This is a genomic window from Serratia bockelmannii, assembly GCF_008011855.1.
In the GTDB taxonomy this organism is placed as follows: Bacteria; Pseudomonadota; Gammaproteobacteria; order Enterobacterales; family Enterobacteriaceae; genus Serratia; species Serratia bockelmannii.
In genome coordinates this window covers 521,009-539,289 of record NZ_VOUX01000003.1, presented here as the reverse complement: position 1 = coordinate 539,289, position 18,281 = coordinate 521,009, and the positions used below count along the sequence as shown (strand labels likewise).

The 18,281-nt window shown below is 59.0% G+C and carries 15 protein-coding genes; 4 read left to right on the top strand and 11 right to left on the bottom strand.

Features of this window, described 5'->3' with window-relative positions:
• Nucleotides 1-94: 94 nt before the first annotated feature.
• The 9 genes from recC to rppH all read right to left on the bottom strand — a co-directional run bounded on the left by recC (nucleotide 95) and on the right by rppH (nucleotide 10,221).
• On the bottom strand, nucleotides 95-3,466 hold the full coding sequence (gene recC / locus FOT55_RS07060; RefSeq protein WP_147823286.1) for an exodeoxyribonuclease V subunit gamma: 3,372 nt from the start codon (nucleotides 3,464-3,466) through the stop codon (nucleotides 95-97).
• A 32-nt stretch (nucleotides 3,467-3,498) separates the two neighbouring features.
• Nucleotides 3,499-3,852, bottom strand: a complete 354-nt coding sequence (locus FOT55_RS07055; protein WP_147823285.1) for a prepilin-type N-terminal cleavage/methylation domain-containing protein — start codon at nucleotides 3,850-3,852, stop codon at nucleotides 3,499-3,501.
• On the bottom strand, nucleotides 3,845-4,291 hold the full coding sequence (locus FOT55_RS07050) for a YgdB family protein (protein ID WP_147823284.1): 447 nt from the start codon (nucleotides 4,289-4,291) through the stop codon (nucleotides 3,845-3,847). Before FOT55_RS07050 ends, FOT55_RS07055 begins: the two co-directional genes overlap by 8 nt.
• Nucleotides 4,288-4,866, bottom strand: coding sequence for a prepilin peptidase-dependent protein (locus FOT55_RS07045; RefSeq protein WP_147823283.1), 579 nt, complete (start codon nucleotides 4,864-4,866; stop codon nucleotides 4,288-4,290). The genes FOT55_RS07050 and FOT55_RS07045 overlap by 4 nt, the downstream gene beginning before the upstream one ends.
• Entirely contained in the window at nucleotides 4,860-5,363 is a 504-nt protein-coding gene (locus FOT55_RS07040) for a prepilin peptidase-dependent protein (protein ID WP_147823282.1), read from the bottom strand. The genes FOT55_RS07045 and FOT55_RS07040 overlap by 7 nt, the downstream gene beginning before the upstream one ends.
• A gap of 174 nt (nucleotides 5,364-5,537) precedes the next feature.
• Nucleotides 5,538-6,332 (bottom strand): thymidylate synthase, encoded by a 795-nt coding sequence (thyA, locus tag FOT55_RS07035; protein ID WP_025304065.1) that lies wholly within the window; start codon nucleotides 6,330-6,332, stop codon nucleotides 5,538-5,540.
• 7 nt (nucleotides 6,333-6,339) lie between these two features.
• Nucleotides 6,340-7,212 (bottom strand): prolipoprotein diacylglyceryl transferase, encoded by an 873-nt coding sequence (lgt, locus tag FOT55_RS07030; RefSeq protein WP_016929919.1) that lies wholly within the window; start codon nucleotides 7,210-7,212, stop codon nucleotides 6,340-6,342.
• A gap of 222 nt (nucleotides 7,213-7,434) precedes the next feature.
• Nucleotides 7,435-9,681, bottom strand: a complete 2,247-nt coding sequence (gene ptsP, locus FOT55_RS07025; RefSeq protein WP_043139841.1) for a phosphoenolpyruvate--protein phosphotransferase — start codon at nucleotides 9,679-9,681, stop codon at nucleotides 7,435-7,437.
• Between the two features lie 12 nt (nucleotides 9,682-9,693).
• Nucleotides 9,694-10,221, bottom strand: coding sequence for an RNA pyrophosphohydrolase (rppH, locus tag FOT55_RS07020; protein ID WP_147823281.1), 528 nt, complete (start codon nucleotides 10,219-10,221; stop codon nucleotides 9,694-9,696).
• 696 nt (nucleotides 10,222-10,917) lie between these two features.
• Between rppH and mutH the strand changes: the two genes are divergently transcribed.
• The 4 genes from mutH to FOT55_RS07000 all read left to right on the top strand — a co-directional run bounded on the left by mutH (nucleotide 10,918) and on the right by FOT55_RS07000 (nucleotide 14,041).
• Nucleotides 10,918-11,604, top strand: a complete 687-nt coding sequence (gene mutH / locus FOT55_RS07015; protein ID WP_025304067.1) for a DNA mismatch repair endonuclease MutH — start codon at nucleotides 10,918-10,920, stop codon at nucleotides 11,602-11,604.
• A gap of 100 nt (nucleotides 11,605-11,704) precedes the next feature.
• Entirely contained in the window at nucleotides 11,705-12,421 is a 717-nt protein-coding gene (locus tag FOT55_RS07010; protein ID WP_025304068.1) for a TerC family protein, read from the top strand.
• Between the two features lie 155 nt (nucleotides 12,422-12,576).
• Nucleotides 12,577-12,795 carry a YgdI/YgdR family lipoprotein gene (locus FOT55_RS07005; RefSeq protein ID WP_016929923.1) on the top strand — a complete coding sequence of 73 codons (219 nt, stop codon included), beginning with the start codon at nucleotides 12,577-12,579 and terminating at the stop codon, nucleotides 12,793-12,795.
• Between the two features lie 205 nt (nucleotides 12,796-13,000).
• Nucleotides 13,001-14,041: an NADP(H)-dependent aldo-keto reductase gene (locus FOT55_RS07000; RefSeq protein WP_060435062.1), complete on the top strand. Its 1,041-nt coding sequence runs from the start codon at nucleotides 13,001-13,003 to the stop codon at nucleotides 14,039-14,041.
• A gap of 33 nt (nucleotides 14,042-14,074) precedes the next feature.
• Here FOT55_RS07000 and lplT read toward each other — a convergent pair whose 3' ends face one another.
• Together lplT and aas are read right to left on the bottom strand one after the other, a co-directional pair.
• Nucleotides 14,075-15,259, bottom strand: coding sequence for a lysophospholipid transporter LplT (gene lplT / locus FOT55_RS06995; RefSeq protein WP_043139832.1), 1,185 nt, complete (start codon nucleotides 15,257-15,259; stop codon nucleotides 14,075-14,077).
• Nucleotides 15,259-17,412: a bifunctional acyl-ACP--phospholipid O-acyltransferase/long-chain-fatty-acid--ACP ligase gene (aas, locus tag FOT55_RS06990; protein ID WP_147823280.1), complete on the bottom strand. Its 2,154-nt coding sequence runs from the start codon at nucleotides 17,410-17,412 to the stop codon at nucleotides 15,259-15,261. Before aas ends, lplT begins: the two co-directional genes overlap by 1 nt.
• Between the last annotated feature and the right edge of the window lie 869 nt (nucleotides 17,413-18,281).

The window sequence follows — 18,281 nt, the reverse complement described above, 5'->3', positions numbered from 1 at the left end:
TGTACGTTATGTCAGACCGGGAATTACCCCAATGGTTGAATATAACCTTCGTTATTTTTACCACCTCCCGCTGCACAGCACCACCGGGGGATTGTTACCCCAGGTTATGCCGCGCCACCGGCAGCAGATAACGCTCTGTTTCGGCCAGAATTTGCGCCAAGTATTCATTATCCAATTGGCGGAATACTCGCTGCACGTAGGGATCTTCCCCTTCTCCGGGAATGCGCTGATCGCCCTGCCAGGCCTGCAGCAATTTAGCGCGGGCCTTAATTTGCGCGTCTTCCTCCCAGTCGATTTGCTGCGTTTCCGGCAGATAGCACTGGCTCAGCCACGCCCAGCCGCTCTTGTTCAGCAACAGCAGCGGCTCACACAGACCGCGTTGATAGCCCGCCAGCAGCTCCGCCAACTGTGCCTGCGCCTCTTCTGGCGCCAGCGCGGCAAAGCGCCAGGCGGAGTTCTTGCGGCCATACATGCGGCTCTCGCCGGTGCCGCCGGCACAGCAATACACCAGGTGCTCCAGCCACAACAATATGCCGTCCACCGCCGACAGCGTAGCGGGCCGCCAGCGCAACAGGCCGTCATCCTGCACCTGGTGCAGCCAGCCACTGAGGCGCACGCCGGCGATATCGATATCCAGCTCCAGGCTATGGCTCTGCGCCCGTTCCGCACGCACCTGCTCGGCCAGTTCGCTCATTTCTTCCTGCTGCTTTTGCCAATAAATTTCGCCGAAGGCGCCATAGGGCAACCCACCGGCGGCGCGCACCCGCTGGAATAGCCGCTCGGGATCGTCGCCGTCGATAAGCGTATTCAGCAGTTGACTGTTGAACTGGTAACGGCTGAGGTTATCCAGCGTGAAGGGTTCTTCGTCCGGCAACTCGGTCTCTTCCAGGATAAAACTGACGCCCAAGCGCAGCTGGAAGAAGGCACGAATCGGATGGCGATAAAACCGCAGCAGCTCATCCAACGCTATTTGCTGCAGCGCTTCGGCGGGCAGCGGCTGGTTGAACGCCGGATGCGCCGCACCGCGACCATCGGCGGCGGGCAGCCACTCGGCGGCATAGCTTTGCGCCTCCGAGCCCGGCAAGAAATTCTCGGCGGCGAACGGCATGCGCGCATGCCACTTCAGCAAGTGCTCGCCCACTCGGCGGGCGCTGTCGTCTGCACTAAGTTCCTCGTCTCCCGGCAGACAATAGCTTTGCTCCAGGTACTCCAGCAGCTCGGTGACCAGCACCGAAGGATAGCGCGGGCTGTTGTCCTGAATGGAACGGCCGATGAAGCTGATATACAGCCGCTGCTGAGCGGACAAAATCGCTTCCAGGAACAGATAGCGGTCGTCATCCCGCCGGCTACGGTCGCCACGTTTGACCTGCTGCGCCATCAGATCGAACCCCAGCGGCGGCAGCGTGCGCGGATACACGCCGTCGTTCATGCCCAGCAGGCACACCACCTTGAACGGAATGGAACGCATCGGCATCAGCGTACAGAAGTTGATTTGCCCGGCGAGGAAGCGCTGACTGATGCGTTCCTGATCGAGGCGCGCCGCCAGATCGCCACGCAGAATGGTCAACGGCACCTCGTCGGGATAGCGCGCCGCCAGGCCAAAATTGATGGCCTGCTGCCACTGCTGTTCGATCAGCGCCAGCACGACTTCAGTGTCACTGTCCGCGGCGAAGAAGGCATCCAGCAGTTGCCGGCACAACGGCAGCCACGCCTCGAGCGGGCGCGCTTCGCTCAAGATTTGCCGCCAGTGGCTGAGCTGCGCCAGCAGGTCTGCCAACTGCCCCGCCAACTCGGCGGCCAACCCGCTCGATTCGTCGTAAGGTAAAATGCCCTGCCAATCGCCGGCATTGCTGTCCATCGCGTAGCCAAGCAGCATGCGCGTAATGCCGAAGCGCCAGGTATGCTGGCCAGTGGCGGGCAGATCCAGTTCGCGCACGTTATCGTCGTCCAGGCCCCAGCGAACGCCGGATTCACCAACCCAGTGACGCAGCAGGCGCAGCCCCTCTTCGCCGATGGCGAAACGGGTAGCCAGGGCAGGCACCTCCAGCAGCGCCAGCACCTGTTCCGAGGTAAAGCGGCTTTGCGGCAAATCGAGCAGTGAAATGAACGCCTGCAGCGCCGGATGCGCCTGCCGCGCTTTACGGTCAGAAATGGCGAACGGCAGGTAGCGCTCGGCGGGGGCGTTGCCGAACACAGCCTGAATATAAGGCGTGTAGCTGTCGATATCCGCTACCATCACGATGATGTCGCGCGGTGTCAACGACGGATCCTGCGCCAGCATGGTCAGCAGTTGATCGTGCAGCACCTCCACTTCCCGCTGTGGGCTGTGGCAGGCGTGCAGGCTGAGGGAGCGGTCATTCTCATCAAGCGGGCGTTTGCTGACGCTGCTTTCCAGCGTTTCCGCGGTAATACCGATCACCGCATGATCTTCCAACTCCAGCATGTCGCGCTGAACGGCGTGCAGCATGGTATCCGCCGGGATATCGACAAAGGCGTCGACCTCTTGCGCCCCTTCCATCTGCGACAGCAGATAGAGGTGATCGCGCCCCAGCTTGCCCCAGGAGGCCAGCAGCGGGTTGCTGAGCTGCTGCTGACCTTCGGCGTCAAACAGGCGCGCCGCGTCGGCCGGCTCGCGAAACAGCCCTTGCTCACGCGCCTGATGGTAATGACGACGCTTGCGGCTCTGCAAGCGGGCCAGGAAAGCGTAATCCTGAATGTCGCCCCAGTAATAACGACAGGGGTTGGTGAACATCAGGTGGATATCGATATGCCGCCCCAGCGCCTGCAGCGCCTCCAAATAGACCGGCGGCAACGCCGAGATGCCGCAGATAAACACCCGCGGCGGCAAACCGGGCGGGCACGTTTTTGCCTGCTCCAGCGCGTGGATAAAGCGGCTGTACAGATTAGCGCGGTGCCATTCCGGCTGCCCCAGTTCGCGCGTGTACTCTACCAACCGCGCCCAGAGCGGCGCCTGCCATTGCTGAGCCTCCGCCAGACCGTCGATGCGCTCACCGCGCTGCCAACTCTCCAGCCACTGCGGGCGATAAACCAAATATTGGTCGAACAGGTCGGCGACCCGGCCGGCCAGCTGATGAATTTTGCGCTTGTCGCCGTCATCGGTCAGATAGTGCTGCAGCGGCGCAAACGCCGGTTGGGTCAGCATCTCTGGCAGCAACCACATCAGCTTCCAGGTCATGGCGTCCTTGCTGAAGGCGCTCTCTTTCGGGATATCCGGCAGCACCCGGGTGAACATGTCCCAAATAAAGGTCGCTGGCAGCGGAAACGCGACATTGGCGGCGATGCCGAATTGTTCCGCCAGCTGCATCTGCAGCCATTGCGCCATCCCGGGGCTCTGCACCAGTACCACTTCCTGTTGAAAAGGATCGGCCAACGGATCTCTGGCTATCAGCGCGCTGGTCAGCGTCTTCAATAAATCCAGCTGATTGGAATGATAAACCGTGAACATGAACGCTCCTTTAAAACAAAAAACATACCGGCTCAAAAACGGGTGCAATACCAACGGCTCAGCGTTGCCCACTGCCGCTGCGGCGTTTGAACCCTGACCGTCAATCGACGGCAATCACTCTCCGCATCGTCAAGCGCCGCCTCACGTCGCCAGCCTTCCGGCGGTGGTTCGGCATCGAGCCGCCCGGTGACAGCGAACGCTTCCAACTGCTGGTGCGCCAGCGCCCAGGCTTGCCGGTAGTGCCACTGGCGCTGAAACGACTGCAACAGCACCTGATGATACTGTAACAAGCCAAGCAGCGACACCGAGAACAGCAAGGCTGCCACCAATACCTCCGGTAGGCTGAAGCCGTTGCGGGATAGCCGCCCTGCGCGAGCGTTAGCCATCGCAGTCAGCCAGCCTTTTCTCGGGGCAAAAATCCAGCCGCCCCCCTGGCTGCGCTTGCACCTTGCCAGCAGCCTCTGCATCGTCAAACACGCCCCATTGATACAGCCAAAGCGGCTCCCCCCCGTGCATCTCACCAAGGCCGCGTACCGTCACCACCCCCGCTCTGGTAGACAGCCGGGCGCAGGCCGTCAATTCCACGCGCTGCCTGCATAGCCAGGCCGCTGCACTCAGCTCGGCGCGCGGCCAGCGCTGGCTCATCCCCCAACTCAGCGCCGAAGCGGCCTGATTGTAAGCCTGAAGGTAACGCTGCTGATCGGCGGCCAGTAACAGCGTGTTATCCAATTGCCGATGCTGAGCATTGAGCAACATCAGCCCCAGCGCCAGCAGCAACATCACCGCCGCCAGGGTGCTACCGCCTCGCTGGGTGCGCCGCTTCATGGCAGCGCCGCCATTTCGACGCTCCCGCTCAGACTGCGCCTGATACGCGTATCGCTGGCGGAGCGCCCCGTCAGCGTCAGACGAGCCAACGCTGCGCCGTGATCGCCCCGCTCTATCGCCACATGAAACCGCTCAATGCGCACTTCGTCATGATCGAGTAGCCGCTCCCAGCCGCCGCCGTCGCATTGGCTTACGCCGCGCTGCCCTTCCAAGCCGCCATTGCGCAGCCGATAACCGAAATAGCCTACATCCTCGCCCGAGGTGAGCCATTGCCCGCTGCGGGTGATGTCGTAAGCGACGATAACGCAGCTGCCCGCCGCTTCTCCCGATGCCTGGCCGATCAGCAACGGACGGCCTGCGCACTGCCCGGCGCAAAAACCGGCGCGGCGCAGATCTTTCTCAATGCCGAACGCCAGCTGTCGCAGCGTTGACTCCAGCCGAAAGTGCTGACCAACGGCCACGTTCTGCTGGCGTAACAGCGGGTAAGTTTTTGCCGCGCCAAGCGCGATCACGCTGCCGAACACCAGCGCCAACATGACCTCCGGCAGAGTAAAACCGCGTTCGACAGTCAGCATGGCGCGATCCCCCTTATCCGGAGCCCTTCGCTGCATAAACGCAGCCGCCCTCGGGCAGACAGCACTAGCCGCAGGCCGCCTGCCTCATTGCTGAGCTGGATATGCCCCGCCTGCGCAGTATTGCGCAAACCGTAAAACCCGATTTCTTTGTCGGTATAACCGCTCAGCGCAACGTCACGATAAAACGGCAAAAAAACGGAGCCTTCGGCTGAACCGCAATCCGGCGGCGGCACGCCACCGCCCAGACACCAGGGCGTGCCGTTCTTGAACCACAGCAGCGCCGGGCGGTTACGCCAGTTGGCGTCCGCCTGCAGTCGCAGCAAAAACGCCAGCAGCTGTTGGGCCGTGTGTTCCAGCCGCAGCGCTTGCTGATGATAGCGCCATTGCCCGACGCCCCAGCCGGTGAGCATGCCGGCGATCAGGAGCGCCGCCAACAGCTCAATCAGCGTCATACCACGCTGGCGGTCATCGATGTTCGATAGCGTATTTTCGTTCATGCGGCCAGTGTAAGGGCCGTAACAAAGTGGTAAAGCCGCATGCGCAAGCCTTGCGGCAAGCTGCGCAATGTTTTCCCTATAGTGACAAATGGCGACAATAAAATGCGGCGCGGCGCGCAATGCGGATAAAAAAAGGGGCGCAATCGCTGCGCCCCTGGTGTGATGCGGTTAAGGTCAGATCGCGACCGGCGCCTTGATGGCCGGATGCGGATCGTAACCTTCGATCTCGAAGTCTTCGAAACGGTAATCGAACAGCGAAGCCGGCTTGCGTTTGATCACCAGTTTCGGCAACGGACGTGGTTCACGCGTCAGCTGCAGCCGCGTCTGTTCCATGTGGTTGCTGTACAGGTGGGTATCACCACCGGTCCAGACGAAATCACCCACTTCCAGATCGCACTGCTGCGCCATCATGTGCACCAACAGCGCATAGCTGGCGATGTTGAACGGCAGGCCCAGGAACACGTCGCAGGAACGCTGGTACAGCTGGCAAGAGAGCTTGCCGTCCGCCACGTAGAACTGGAAGAACGCGTGGCACGGCGCCAGCGCCATCTGGTCCAGCTCACCGACGTTCCAGGCGGAAACGATGATGCGGCGCGAATCCGGATCCTGCTTCAGCTGTTGGAGCACGTTGCTCAGCTGATCGATCTGACGACCATCCGCCGCCCCCCAGGCGCGCCACTGCTTGCCGTACACCGGGCCGAGATCGCCGTTTTCATCGGCCCACTCGTCCCAAATGGTGACCTTGTTGTCACGCAGGTAGGCGGTGTTGGTATCGCCGTTCAGGAACCACAACAGCTCATGAATGATCGAACGCAGGTGACATTTTTTCGTGGTCACCAACGGAAAGCCATCCTGCAAATTGAAACGCATCTGGTGGCCGAAAATCGACAACGTGCCAGTGCCGGTACGGTCGGCTTTAGGAGTGCCCTCGGCGAGCACCTTGTTCATCAAATCCAGATACTGTTTCATTTGTCCCTCACGACAGTTGTTGCTGCGGGCGACGACGGTACGCCCAAATCATCATAATAATACCGGCCACCACCATCGGGATGGACAGGATCTGCCCCATGCTGATCACGCCGTCGAACAGGCCAAGCTGGGCATCCGGCTGGCGGAACGCTTCGACGATGATGCGGAATGCGCCATAACCGATCAGGAACAGGCCCGATACGGCACCCATCGGCCGCGGCTTGCGGATGAACAGGTTCAGAATGATAAACAGCACCACGCCTTCCAGCAGCAGTTCATACAGCTGGGACGGGTGACGCGGCAGCACGCCGTACTGGTTCAGCAGCGGCAGCAGAGAAGGATCGGCGGCGGCGAGGGCCACGTCTTCGCTGCGCGAGCTTGGGAAAAGCATCGCCCAAGGGGTGTCGGTAGTCACGCGGCCCCACAGTTCACCGTTGATGAAGTTGCCGAGGCGGCCGGCGCCCAAACCGAACGGGATCAATGGCGCGATAAAATCGGAAACCTGGAAGAAGGTGCGTTTGGTACGACGAGCGAACCAGAACATCACCAGAATCACCCCCATCAAACCGCCGTGGAACGACATGCCGCCATCCCAGACCTTGAACAGATAGAGCGGGTTATCCAGGAACAACGGCAGGTTGTAGAACAGCACATAGCCCACGCGGCCGCCGACGAATACGCCCAGGAAACCGGCGTAGAGCAGGTTTTCCACTTCGTCTTTGGTCCAGCCGCTGCCCGGCTTGTTGGCGCGGCGCACCGCCAGCCACATGGCAAAAACGAAGCCGACCAGATACATCAGGCCGTACCAATGCAAAGAAACCGGGCCAATGGAGAAAATGACCGGATCAAATTTAGGAAACGCCAGATAGCTATTGCTCATCTATCACCACAACATGTCTGTTATTTTTCCCCATGCGGGGGCGGCAGGTGCCAAACGGCGACGGACATTACCTCGCGCCTTGCAAACGGCAGCATTGGCCGCTGCGGTTTGCAAGACGACGAACATGCGTCGCGCTGAGGTTGCGCATCATAACATAGGCTTAGCGTGGTCCGGGCCGGCAGCGCGGGAAAAGTTCTGTAAAAAAATCACATCGCGCGGCGATTATCTGCCGCCGCGAATCAACCCGCCCATGCCGCGTCGCTCCATAAACGCCGCCACCAAATGGCGCACTTCCGTGGTCATTTGGGTGTTCAACACCCGGAGCGCCAACACTTCCGCGTCGGCAAGGTCGATATGTCGCAGCAGGTATTTGATGCGCGCCACGCTGCGGCCGTTCATGCTCAGATTGCGATAGCCCATGCCCACCAGCAACAGCGCGCCCATCGGATCGCCGGCCAGTTCACCGCACAGGCTAAGCTGCAGCCCGGCCGCTTTCCCCTGTTCGGCGATCAGCTTCAGCACCTGCAGCATCGCGGGATGCAGACTGTCGTACAGCGAGGCTACCCGCGTGTTGTTGCGATCCACCGCCAGCAGGTACTGGGTCAAATCGTTGGTGCCTACCGAGATGAAGTCGACGCGCCCGGCCAAATGCGGGATCAGGAAAATCATCGACGGCACTTCCAGCATCACGCCGATTTTCGGTTTCGGGATCGCGTAGCCAAGCACCTCTTCCACCTCGCGCCCGGCGCGGTCAATCAGGCGCTTGGCCTCATCGACCTCTTCCAGGCTGGTGACCATCGGCAGCAAAATGCCCAGGTTGCCGGTGCCGGCATTGGCGCGCAGCATGGCGCGCACCTGTATCAAAAAGATCTCCGGCTGGTCCAGAGTGATGCGAATGCCGCGCCAGCCCAGGCAGGGATTTTCTTCGCTGATCGGCATGTAGGGCAGTTGCTTGTCGGCGCCGATGTCTAGCGTGCGCAACGTGACCGGTTTGTTGGGGTAAAGCTGCAACATACCTTGATACTGCGCGACCTGTTCTTCTTCGGAAGGGAAACCGCTTTGCAACATGAACGGAATTTCAGTGCGGTACAATCCCACGCCGTCCACCCGGCCGCCCAACAGCTGTTCATGTTCCGGGCTGAGGCCGGCGTTCAACATCACCTGAACGCGTTCGCCGCTTTTCAACTGCGCCGGCTGTTCGACGTCGTCTTCCGCCAGCTTGCTCAGTTCCTGTTCTTCGCTGATCAGCCGTTGGTATTCCTGCACCAGCACCGGCTCAGGATCGACCAGCAGTTCGCCGCGATACCCATCAACGATCAGCAGCCGCTGGCTGAGCAGAGAAGGCTGGATGTCGGCGCCCATCACCGTCGGCACGCCCATCGCCCGCACCAAAATCGCCGCATGCGAGTTGGCGGCGCCGTCGCGCACCACCACGCCGACCAGGCGATCCTGCGGCACTTCGGCCAGCAATGTCGCGGTCAGTTCATCCGCCACCAGCACAAAGCGCGCCGGCCACTGGGTGGCGCCCTGAGTGGTGTCGTCGAGGTGGAACAGCAGGCGCTGGCCCAGCGCGCGCAGGTCGCTGCCGCGCTCGCGCATATAGGTGTCCTGCAGTTTGGCGAACTGTTCGGCAAAGGCTTCTATCACCTGCTTCACCGCCCATTCCGCCACCGAGCCGTTATCAATTTCGGCGAACAATTCGCGCTTAAGGCGGGCATCGTTTAGCAGGTGAGAATAAAGATCGAAGATCGCCGCGCTCTCTTTTTGCGAGCTGGCGGCAAAACGCTTGCTGAAGCGACGAAATTCGGCGCCGGCCTCTTCCAGCGCCAACGTCAGGCGCTCGCGCTCGCTGGCGGTGTCCAGCGTCGACGCGCGGTAAACCTGATCGAGCGAAGGCTGGCTGCTGTCCTGCCACCCTTCCGCCACCGCCACGCCGGGCGAGGCCGCCAGCGCGCGCACGCGCGTTTGGCGATACTGGCCGAAAATGGCGTTAAGCTGCGACTGTGACAGGATCCCGGCCATCTGCGTGGCCAGGGTGACCATGAAAGACTCTTCGCTTTCGTCGAACTGGCGCAGCTCACGCTGCTGCACCACCAGCACGCCCAACAGCTGGCGCCGGTGAATGATTGGCACCCCGAGGAAGGATCGGAAACGATCCTCTTTCACCTGAGGGACATATTTGAAACTGGGGTGGCTTTGAGCATCGGCCAGGTTGATCGGCTCGGCCCGGCGGCCGACCAACCCGACGACGCCCTCGTCAAACGCCAATGCGATAGTGCGCCCGCGCGGCTTTTTCAGACCGCGCGTGGCCATCAGGTAGTAGCAGCGGCGATCGTTGTCCGCCAGGTAGATGGAACACACTTCGGTGTCCATCGCCAGACAGGTTTCATTGACCAGCAGATCCAGCGCATCCGTCAGACTGGCCGCCGCGGCCACCTTCTCTACAATTTCTCGCAAGCGCGTGAGCATAGTCGGCTTAACTTAACCTCTCTTTCGGCGATAAGCGGGGGCCTGCCGCGGCACCGCCTGCTCTTGCATCGGCATCACGGTCACGGCGAATTCTTTCATCACCCGGCGGTAAACGTCGCGTTTGAACGACACCACCTGGCGCACCGGATACCAGAAGCTCACCCAGCGCCAACCGTCGAACTCCGGCGTGCTGCTGCGCTGCATATTGATATCAGCGTCATTGCACAGTAGCTGCAACAAAAACCATTTTTGCTTTTGGCCGATACAAACCGGCTTTGTGTCCCAACGCACCAAACGTTTCGGCAATTTATAGCGCAACCAGTTGCGGGTCGAAGCCAGGATGCGCACATCCTTTTTACTCAGCCCCACTTCTTCGAACAGCTCACGGTACATCGCCTGCTCCGCAGTTTCGCCAGGGTTAATCCCACCTTGGGGAAACTGCCAGGAGTGCTGACCGTAACGGCGGGCCCATAAGACCTGCCCCTGACGATTACAGATTACGATACCAACATTCGGGCGGTAGCCATCATCATCGATCACCGGACTACCTCGATAAGCTTAAATTCGCATAGATGTCCTGATTGTTTCACACAAGCTACAGGCGGTAAACCACTGCTTTACGGTGCTGCGGGCCGGATAACATTGGGATAACTCACAGATATAGGCAAAGTTATAAACATACCCCAGCCTTTTAAGCCGGTTTTATTCACTTTTTCTGTGGATAGGTGTGTGCAGAACTCGAGGGATAAGCCGGTAAAACTCTCACCCCCTCAAATATCCCCTCATACCGAAAAACACATATTTACTTTAAAAACATATGATTAACCAACAACACGCAATGATGAACAGGTCAAAAATGTGATCTATGCACGGTAAGGATCTTACCCTGGCGAAAGATCCACCAACGCCGTTTTTATCCACAGATTATGCGGGCAAGTTACGCACAAAACGGACAAATTCGTAAAAAACCGCCTGAGTCAAGGCTGTAAATTGAACCAGTGATCGGCAAAAATTTGGGTTATCCCATAAATCTGTGGATAAATAGGTGTAAGATCCTGTTTATTGTCGGTGGCTTCAGGTGAACAAGCCCCGTGAGTGTATTGTCGACCACGTAAGGAAAGAAAAAAAGTCATGTAAAATCATGCTACTATTATTCTTTTCCCCAGGCGACAGCGGTTATCGCTCGCCGTGTATAATTGCAGTACATTTTTCAACCAAATTCGACAGGCTTGATTTATGGCATTTTTATCCCCTTTGCCGCCCCCGCCGGAAAATGAACGGCAGCTGTTCGAGCGCGCTCAGGCGCTGGCCGGCTTCAGCTTTGGTGAACTGGCCGCCCGTGCGCAATTGCCGATCCCCAAGGATCTGAAACGCGATAAGGGTTGGGTGGGCATGCTGCTGGAGCTGTATCTCGGCGCCATGGCCGGCAGCAAACCGGAACAGGATTTTCCCGAGCTGGGCATTGAGCTGAAAACCATTCCTGTCGACGCCGCCGGCAAACCGCTGGAAACCACTTTTGTCTGCGTCGCCCCGCTCACCGGCAACAGCGGCGTCACCTGGGCCAGCAGCCACGTTCGCCACAAGCTGGCGCGCGTGTTATGGATACCGGTAGAAGGCGAACGGCAGATCCCGCTGGCCCAGCGCCGCGTCGGTTCGCCGCTGCTGTGGAGCCCGAGCGCGGCAGAAGAAGAGAGGTTGCGCCGCGATTGGGAAGAACTGATGGATCTGATCGTGCTCGGTCACGTAGAACGCATCACCGCGCGCCACGGCGAAGTGCTGCAACTGCGCCCCAAAGCGGCCAACAACAAGGCGCTCACCGAAGCCATCGGCGAACAGGGGCAACCTATCATGACGCTGCCGCGCGGTTTCTATCTGAAAAAGGGTTTTACCGGCGCGCTGCTGGCAAGACATTTCTCAATCTAGGCGATTTCGTTTAACTCTGGTTTAGCTAACCCTGTCAGCGCCGCGATAAACGCGTATAATTCACACTTTGCATTTATTTAGTATTAAGGTGTGTCGGGCAATGTTCGAATGGATTATGGATCCCAATGCCTGGTTAGCGTTAGGTACGCTAACCATTCTTGAGATCGTACTGGGTATTGATAACATCATTTTTCTGTCGCTGGTGGTGGCCAAGCTGCCCAAAGCGCAACAGAACAAAGCTCGCCGGCTCGGGCTGGCCGCCGCCATGATTATGCGTCTGGCGCTGTTGGCCTCCATAGCCTGGGTGATCCGCTTGACGCACCCGCTGTTCACCGTGCTGGATCACTCTATTTCCGCCCGCGATTTGATCCTGCTGCTGGGGGGATTGTTCCTGATCTGGAAAGCCAGCAAAGAGATCCACGAAACCATCGAGGGGTCGGAAGAAGAGCACCACACCAAGGTGCACAGCTTCTTCGGCGCGATCGTGCAAATCATGCTGTTGGATATCATCTTCAGTCTGGACTCGGTGATTACCGCCGTGGGCCTCTCCGACCATCTGTTCATCATGATGGCGGCGGTGGTGATCGCCGTCGGCGTGATGATGTTCGCCGCCCGGCCGATCGGCGAATTCGTCAATCGCCATCCGTCGGTAAAAATGCTGGCGCTGGCGTTCCTGATCCTGGTGGGCTTCACGCTGATGCTGGAAAGCTTCCAGGTGCACGTGCCGAAAGGCTACATCTACTTCGCCATGTTCTTCTCCATGTCGGTAGAGGCGCTCAATCTGATGCGCAGCAAGAAAAACCGTTCGCCGGAATAACCCTACGCGGAGGCCGCCATAGGCGGCTTCCGCCGTTTCGTTGCCCCCTCATTTCACTTTTTCTTATCAGATAAAGACTTATCTGAGACGCCCCCGGCCAAGAGTTTGCTAATCTTGAAAGAACATTGTTTTCTGCATAATCGAGGATCCGCAGGATGAAAAAGTGGGTAATGGCAGTGTCTGCGCTGGTGATGGCCGCCGGTTTGGCGGGATGTTCCAGCGACTACGTCATGGCGACCAAAGACGGCAACATGATCCTGACGCAAGGCAAACCAGAGATCGACACAGACACCGGACTCATCAGTTATAAAGATGAGAAAGGCAACCACCGCCAGATCAACGGCGACCAGGTTTCCCAGGTTATCGAACGCTAATCACCGCTCGCCGGCTATCGCCCGCTCGAGCGCGGTAGCTCTCATTCGTGTCCGCACGGAATCCGCTTCCCCCATCTTCACCGCTTGGTTATAGTCAGGAAAGGCGACATCGCCGCCCGACGGACTTTGCGCCGTCTTCTGAATTGGGCTCCTGTTTCACCGGGCCGCACGGCCCGTCAGCGCTAACAAGAAAGGAAGGCCGTTAATGCAATACCACCGTATTCCCCACAGTTCTTTAGAAGTGAGCGTGCTGGGACTGGGCACCATGACCTTTGGCGAACAGAACAGCGAAGCCGACGCCCATGCGCAACTGGACTATGCATTGGCCGCAGGCGTGAACCTGATAGACACCGCCGAACTGTATCCGGTGCCGCCCCGCCCGGAAACCCAGGGCCTGACCGAGAGCTATATCGGCAGTTGGATCAAAGCGCGCGGCAATCGCGAAAAAATCGTCCTGGCCAGCAAAGTCTCGGGCCCGGTGCGCGGCACTGACAGCAGCATCCGCCCGCAGCAGGCGCTCGATCGCAAAAACATCCGCGCCGCGCTGGACGCCAGCCTCAAGCGGCTGAACACCGATTATCTCGATCTTTACCAATTGCACTGGCCGCAGCGCGCCACCAACTGCTTTGGCAAACTCAACTATCAATATACCGATGACAAAGCCACGGTCACGCTGCTGGAAACCCTGGAGGCGCTGACCGAGCAGGTGCGCGCCGGTAAAATTCGCTATATCGGGGTCTCCAACGAAACGCCCTGGGGCGTGATGCGCTATCTGCAGCTGGCGGAGAAACACGAGCTGCCGCGCATCGTGTCGATCCAAAACCCGTACAGCCTGCTGAACCGCAGCTTTGAGATTGGCCTGGCCGAAATCAGCCAGCACGAAGGGGTAGAACTGCTGGCCTATTCCAGCCTGGCGTTCGGTACGCTGAGCGGTAAATACCTCAACGGCGCTAAACCGGCCGGTGCGCGCAATACGCTGTTCACCCGCTTCAATCGTTATTCAGGGCAGCAAACCCAGCTGGCGATCGCCGAATACGTGGCGCTGGCCAAAAAACACGGGCTGGACCCTTCGCAGATGGCGCTGGCCTTCGTGCGTCAACAGCCGTTCGTCGCCAGCACCCTGTTGGGCGCCACCTCGGTGGAGCAGTTGAAAATCAACCTCGACAGCCTCGACGTGATTCTGGATGAGGACGTGCTGCAGGCGCTCGAAGAAATCCACACCCGGTTTACCATTCCGGCACCTTAATACCCTGAGGGCGCAGCCAGGCTGCGCCCCGTTTCACCGCCGCTGCGACCACCACAACGCGCAAATCGCCAGCGCAAACACCACGCCAAACCCTACGCCGACGCCCACTACCGGCACGCCCAGCTTCACGACCAAAGAATACAGGCCCAGCATCAGCAACATGGCGGCGTTTTCACCCAGGTTTTGCACCGCGATCGCATTGCCGGCGCCGACCGAATGTTTGCCCCGCTCCTGCAGCAACGCATTGAGCGGTACGACGAAGAAGCCTCCCAGCATGCCGATGATCGCCAGCAAGACGTAGGCATTGAGCATGGTCGTTTGCAGCGCAAATACCGCGACCGCGACGCCGATCAGGATCCCGGCCGGCATACAGCGTTTCACCGTCTTCAGCGTGACGAAGCGCGCGGCGGCACCCGCGCCCACCACGATGCCGACGGCCACCATGGCGTTCAGCAGCGTCGGCGTGGCGTTATCGGCGATACCCAGCGCCACCGGCACCCATAGCACCAGCAGAAAACGCAGCGTCACGCCGGCCCCCCAAAACAGGCTGGTGCCGATCAGGGAGAAACGCGTCTGCCCATCGCGCCACAGCGTAACGCAGGCGGTAAAGAAACTGTTCGTCATGGCCCGCGGCCGCCATGAAGCCCCCGGGCGCGCCGCCGCCAGACGCGGAATATACAGGTTGGCGACCACGGCCCCCGCGTAAACCAAGGCGCAGGCCGCCAGCGCCGCGACCACATGCCAGTCCGCCAGAATACCGCCGGCCACCGAACCGGTCAGAATGGCCGCGATGGTCGAGGCCTCGATCAGGCCGTTAGCCTTGACCAGTTTCTCGCCGCTGGTGATCTCGCCCAGAATGCCGTATTTGGCCGGTGAATATGCGGCGGCCCCCACGCCGACCAGGCTGTAACCCAGGAACGGGTTCCCCCCAAAACAGATCACCAACGCTCCCGCCAATTTTAGGGCGTTGGCGAACATCATCACCCGCCCTTTGGCAAAGCTGTCGGCGATCTGCCCGACGAATGGAGCCAGAATGATATAGGTGGCGACAAAGGCCATCTGCAGGATCGGCTGGCTCCAGTCTGGATACAGCTGCTGCTTGATCAACGCCAGCGTGGCGAACAGCAACGCATTGTCGCCGAACGCCGAGAGGAACTGTGCGCTGATCACCGCGATCATGCCGCGTGACAACAAAGGGGACTCGGTCGAAGGATTCATCAGGCACTCTCCGGCTGTTCGGCCATATGACGCAGGGTGACGAAATCGGGTTTGCCGCTGCCGAGCACCGGCAGCGTTTTCAGCAGGCGAATATCGCGCGGCACCGCCAGCTCCGGGCTGCCCAGTTCGCGCGCCACCCGCAGCAATGCCTCGCGGGTAATAGCGGGATCGGTGGTGAACAGCACCAACGCCTCCCCCTTGCTGCTGTCGCCTTTGACCGTGGCGGCATGCAGTTTTTCCGGCGACAGCCGTTGCGCCAGCAGTTCGACGCTCTCCAGCGACACCATCTCACCCGCCAGCTTGGCGAAGCGTTTCACGCGGCCGCGAATGGTGCAGTAACCCTGCTCATCCAGGCTGACGATATCACCGGTGTCATACCAGCCCGGCTGCAGTACACCATTCGCATCTTCCGCCGCCGGCGGCTCCAGTTCGCCGGGGCGCTCAACCCGCAGATAGCCTTTCATGATATTCGGCCCCCTCAGCTGCAGACGGCCCCCGTTATCAATACCCGGCACCGCGATCAGGCGCGCCTCCATCTGCGGCATGATGCGGCCGACGGTGCCCACCTTGGTCGCCAGCGGCACATTGATCGAGACCACCGGCGCGCACTCGGTCACGCCATAGCCTTCCAGAATGCGGATGCCGTATTTGTCCTGATAGATCTGTTTGGTGCTGTCCGCCAGTTTCTCCGCGCCGGCCACGACATAGCGCAGGCGGGCAAAATCATACGGATGCGCGAAGCGCGCATAGTTGTTAAGGAAGGTCGCCGTGCCGAACAGCACCGTGCAGTTACGGTCATACACCAGCTCCGGCACCACGCGATAGTGCAGCGGGCTGGGGTAGAGGAAAATGCGGCTGCCGGTAATCAGCGGCGTCAGCAGCCCCACCGTCAGGCCGAACGAGTGGAACAGCGGCAGCGACGACATGAAGCGGTCGCGCGGCGTGAAATCGGCGATGGTGCGGATTTGTTCTACGTTGGCCAGCAGACTGGCGTGCGAATGCACCACGCCCTTGGGGTGGCCTTCAGATCCAGACGTGAACAGGAGCAGCGCCGCGTCCTCCGGGCGTTGCGGCAACGCCGCGCGTTGCGGCTGCAGCAAGTGACGCAGGATCCACAGCTTATCCGCCAGCGTGACAGTGTCTTTCAGATCTTCCAGATATACCCAGTTAGCCTGCGGCACCTGTTCCGGCAGGTGGGTCAGCTTGCCCTTCTCCAGAAACTGGCGCGAGGTGACGATGGTCTTGATACCGGCGGCCGTCATCGCGCTGTTCAGTCCCTTGGCGCCGGCGGTGTAGTTGAGCATCGCCGGAATGCGATTGCGCAGCGAAGCGCCGAAGATCGCCGCCGCGGTGATAGTGGCGTTCGGCAACAGCAGCCCGACGTGTTCCCCTTCGGCGGTAAAGCGTTGCAGAATGCGGCTGACACCCAGCGATTTTTTGATCAGCGTCTGGTAGCTGTCTTCTTTGAAAGTGATGTCTTCGATACACGGTTTTCGGCGCCCATAGCGGTGCTGCGCCGCCAGCAAGGCATGGAACAGCGTCTGCGGTTCGCGCGTGTCCATCCGCGCCCGCATCATAATCTGCATCAGCCGATCGCCCGCCAACGCCCGGCGATCGCGCGCACGCGGCGCCTCCGGCATCGGCAGCGTGGTCGGCGGCAAGATGCGAATGTTGATTTGCGGGAACCAGCGGATCTTGAACACCCCAGCCATACGGCCGAACGGGCTGAATTCGGGGCCGTCGATCCGCACCGGCACCACGGTGGCGCCCGATTTGGCGGCGATAAACGCCGCGCCGTCGTAGATTTTCATCAGCGCGCCGGTCACGGTGATGCGCCCTTCAGGGAACACCACGATCGGCCGTCCCTGTTCGACCATCCGCACCAGCTGCTTGATGGCCATCGGCTTGGTAGGATCGAGCGAGACAAAATCGATGTAAGGCCGCAGCCAGCGCATAAACCAGCTCTCGCCGATGCTGGCGTAAACCGCAAACACCGGTTTTATCGGCAGGAATAGCGCCAACAGCACGCCGTCGAGGAAAGAGACGTGGTTCGGCGTAATCAGTAATTTTTGCCGTTCGAAGTGCTGGACGTCCCCTTCGACCCGAACCCGAAACAACAGGCGAAACAGCGCGCGCAGCAGTGAAAAGATCATGCCCTTCTCCCTTGGCCATGGAGGCGTAAATCGTTGTAGGGAAAAGAATACTATATGGCAGGCAAAAAAAAACCTACGCATCCGCGTAGGTTGGTGCAATTGAAAATGGCTTCAACATACAGAGTATGCTGATTTCTCACCAATCAATACCTCTGGGATCACCTACTCTAGAGAGATGTCGTGCAGGAAACTACCGCCGAATCGCAAGAGTTCTGCTCCAAATGCAACCAGCTGTAAATTTCCCGCGTTCTGTTGTAATAACTCAATGAAACTTAAATAATCCTCACGACGGAAAGATCAATAATGATGCGTCATCCGCAGGAAGCGAGTGAGGGGAGCAAAAAGACCATGCGCATATGCAGGTAAGTGCAGCACATGAGGGTTCGGCCTAATCGAGACTGAAGCAGATCCTTTAATCCCTCTTGTATCATCCACGCTAAAGAAATCAATTACGAAAACTATTCTCAAACGCAAGAGCCAAGTTAGACGTGATATCCAACGTGTCATTTTGATCAACGTATGCAATGCGTTTTCTTGCTTTTCAAGCACGGTAACAATAAAAAGACAAAGTCAAAAAGCGCCAGCTAACAACAGAGCCACCTCCAGACCTTGCTGTTATCGTGATCTCACGGTAAAAGTGCGCGCCGAGGATAATTAATTATTAATAATTAAAAGAACCGCAAGCAATAAAACCTATACACTAACAACCAAACAGAATTAATAATTAAAATTGAATAATAAAAACCAATCAATCAGAATATAAATCTATTTTGATGTAAATTTTTAGCAGAATATTGCAAGAATTGAGATTGAAAAATAAAATAACCCTGCATTGAATCGCTAGTAAAAAATTGCGACATCCTTGCTTT